The 2965-nt window shown below is 34.6% G+C and carries 4 protein-coding genes; all 4 read left to right on the top strand.

Annotation, left to right across the window (positions count from 1 at the left end):
- Window positions 1–92 precede the first annotated feature (92 nt).
- Window positions 93–668 (top strand): Crp/Fnr family transcriptional regulator, encoded by a 576-nt coding sequence (locus tag ACR2MV_RS08495; protein WP_434021480.1) that lies wholly within the window; start codon window positions 93–95, stop codon window positions 666–668.
- A gap of 115 nt (window positions 669–783) precedes the next feature.
- A complete protein-coding gene (locus ACR2MV_RS08490; protein ID WP_434021479.1) occupies window positions 784–1821 on the top strand; it encodes a methyltransferase in 1038 nt (345 codons plus the stop codon).
- A 25-nt stretch (window positions 1822–1846) separates the two neighbouring features.
- Window positions 1847–2485 (top strand): hypothetical protein, encoded by a 639-nt coding sequence (locus tag ACR2MV_RS08485; protein ID WP_434021478.1) that lies wholly within the window; start codon window positions 1847–1849, stop codon window positions 2483–2485.
- A gap of 161 nt (window positions 2486–2646) precedes the next feature.
- Window positions 2647–2965 (top strand): DUF2200 family protein (locus tag ACR2MV_RS08480; RefSeq protein WP_434021477.1); only part of this gene is annotated, 319 nt, incomplete at its 3' end.

The raw sequence follows: 2965 nt of genomic DNA, 5'->3' as shown, positions 1-2965 counted from the left end.
CGTTGTACACCATAGATCAAAATGCAGTTTTTAGATGAAACCCTTTCAAAGAATTTTAAATTTCAATACCTTTAATCTATTAAACATCTGACTTGTACAAACAGTTATTTAATCATATTAAAAAATTATCTCCAGAATATCCCGAAGAGGATTTAAATAATTTAGTGCGTTATTTTGAATTTAAGAAAGTATCAAAAGGTGATATACTTTTAGAAGCTGGGAAAATTTGTCGAAATGGTTATTATGTAGTTGAAGGGTGCTTTAGGTATTTTATTACAAATTCAGAAGGAGTTCAGTTTAATACCCAATTTTCTTTTGAAGATTGGTGGATCGGTGATATGCAAGGACTCGTAAATAATATCCCTTCAAAGATTAGCATCGAGGCAATAGAGGATAGTACCCTAATTGCTATTTCGGCCAACGACTATAATTATTTACTCCAGAACTCTCATTCATTTGCTACATTTAAACAAAGACTTAGAGCCAGGGCTTATGAATCTCGTATTGATCACTCAATAGAATTTCACGAAAGTGCCGAAACACGCTATGCGAACCTTTTGTCAAAAACCCCATTTATAGCTCAACGAGTCCCACAATATCATATCGCCTCTTATTTGAGTATAACCCCAGAATCTCTAAGCAGGCTCAGAAAAAAAATATCCTCCTGATCCATTTCTTATCATAGGTCAATTTTTTCAGAAACGAACTTATCCTAAATCAATTTTTTTGTCCATAACTCCATCTACTTTTGGTTAAATTATTAACTAATCTAAAAACATCATCATGGAAACAATGGTAGAAAAACAAGTAGATCCTTCAAAAATAATGCAAATTGGAATGGGTTTCTGGGCATCAAAAACACTCATTACAGGAGTAAATATGGGGTTGTTTACCCTATTGGCAAAAGAAAAACTATCCGCACGAGATTTAAGCAAACAGCTGAAACTACACAAGAGAAGTTTATATGATTTTTTAGATGCATTGGTAGCACTCGGTTTTTTGAAACGAAGTGGGTTAAGGGAAACTGCCATATACAGCAACTCCGAAGAGGCCAATATATTTCTTGATAAAGAAAAACCTAGTTATTGCGGAGGAATATTGGAACTGGCCAATAATCGATTATATCCAAACTGGAATTATCTCGAAGATGGGCTAAAGACAGGTTTATCGTACGATCAATTGAATCCGGAATCAAAACCCCTTTTTGAAGATGTATATTCTTCTTCGGAAAAACTAAATGAATTCTTGAGGGCAATGGGTGGGTTGCAAATGGGTAATTTTATTGCCCTTTCTAATAGATTCGATTTCTCCAAACATAATACCCTTTGTGATATTGGAGGAGCAGGAGGTTATCTTTCTGCACAGGTGGTCATGAACAACAATCACATGAATTGTATTTCTTTTGACTTACCGCAAGTCACACCTGTAGCGACTAAAAATATTGAAAGTATGGGTTTAAATGATAAAGTAGCTACCCAATCAGGGGATTTTTTCAAAGAAGAGTTTCCAAATGCAGATGTCATTACTATGGGAAACATTCTTCACGATTGGGGAACTGAAGATAAAAAAATGCTCATCCAAAAGGCCTATGATGCGCTACCATATGATGGGGCACTAATTGTTATTGAAAACATAATCGATGACAACAGGAGTGAAAATGCCTTTGGACTCTTGATGTCACTAAACATGTTGATCGAAACCAGTGAGGGATATGATTTCTCTAAAGCTGATTTTGAAGTATTGGCAGGTGTAATCGGTTTTAAAGACATTAGTATCATGCACCTTACAGGACCAACAAGCGCTATCATAGCCATAAAATAAATCGTTAATCTCTAAAAATAATATTATGAAAACCATCATTAAATTCACCTTGTTAATTGTAATGAGTATGTTAACCATCTCTACTCATGCACAGAAACCTAGTACGAAGCATTATCTTTCCATCTCTCATGAAGTTTCAGATTACAATAGCTGGAAAGTTGTATTCGACAAATTTAACATTGACAGGGAAGAAGCTGGAATTATTGATTTATTTGTTAAAAAAAATATTAATAACACCAATTCCATTACTGTTTTTTCCAAAATAACAGATTTGAAAAAAGCTCAAATTTTTATGTCAAGCCCTACATTAAAAGAAGCCATGAAAAATGCTGGGGTAACTAGTCCCCCGATTATTGTTTTTTATAAATCTGCAAACGAATATGACTTAATAAATACGTCGTCCCTAATTACAACAATTACTCATTCTGTAAAAGACTACTCTACTTGGAAAAATGTGTATGAGTCTGCAGAGCAGATGAGAAAACAGGAAGGTATAATAGATCATGTAGTGCTTAAATCGCTTATTGATGAAAATGTTATTACAATTCTAGGTTCTTCAACCTCAGCCGATTCTTTTAACAAATTCATGGCCAGTCCAGATCTCAAGACGGCAATGGGAAAAGCCGGTGTGACGTCAAAACCAGAGGTAAAAATTATACTTTAGACATTAAACGGTGTACAACAATGTATAAAAGCAATAGCGGTTTGGGTACATACTCAAACCGTTTTTTGTGTTTTATTAAGTATCTTGTTATCCGAAAAGTTGGTGCGCATAGTCCACAACTGCTCTTATACTAAACCGTTAGTACCAATAAAATAAAAATCATGCCAGAAGTTACAGCAGAAAAAAATGAGAAAATCGCCAAAATGAATTTTGGATCCATTTATCCGCATTACCTGAATAGAATAGAAAAGCACGGTAGAACCAAAGAAGAACTTGATCGAGTTATTTTGTGGTTAACTGGTTATGAACAGAATAAATTAGAATCTTTTATTGTCGGCAATGGAACTTTTGGAGATTTTTTTGAGGGTGCCAGTGTGCATCAAAATGCGCACATGATTAAAGGTGTAGTATGCGGTTATCGTATTGAAGAAATAGCTGAGGAGTTTGCTTTGTATCGCGATTGCAGACGTATGGAAAAAC

This window comes from Lutimonas sp. (genome assembly GCF_051011215.1).
Lineage (GTDB): Bacteria > Bacteroidota > Bacteroidia > Flavobacteriales > Flavobacteriaceae > Lutimonas.
The sequence above is the reverse complement of the archived record's forward strand: the minus strand, read 5'-3'. Positions and strand labels throughout refer to the sequence as shown.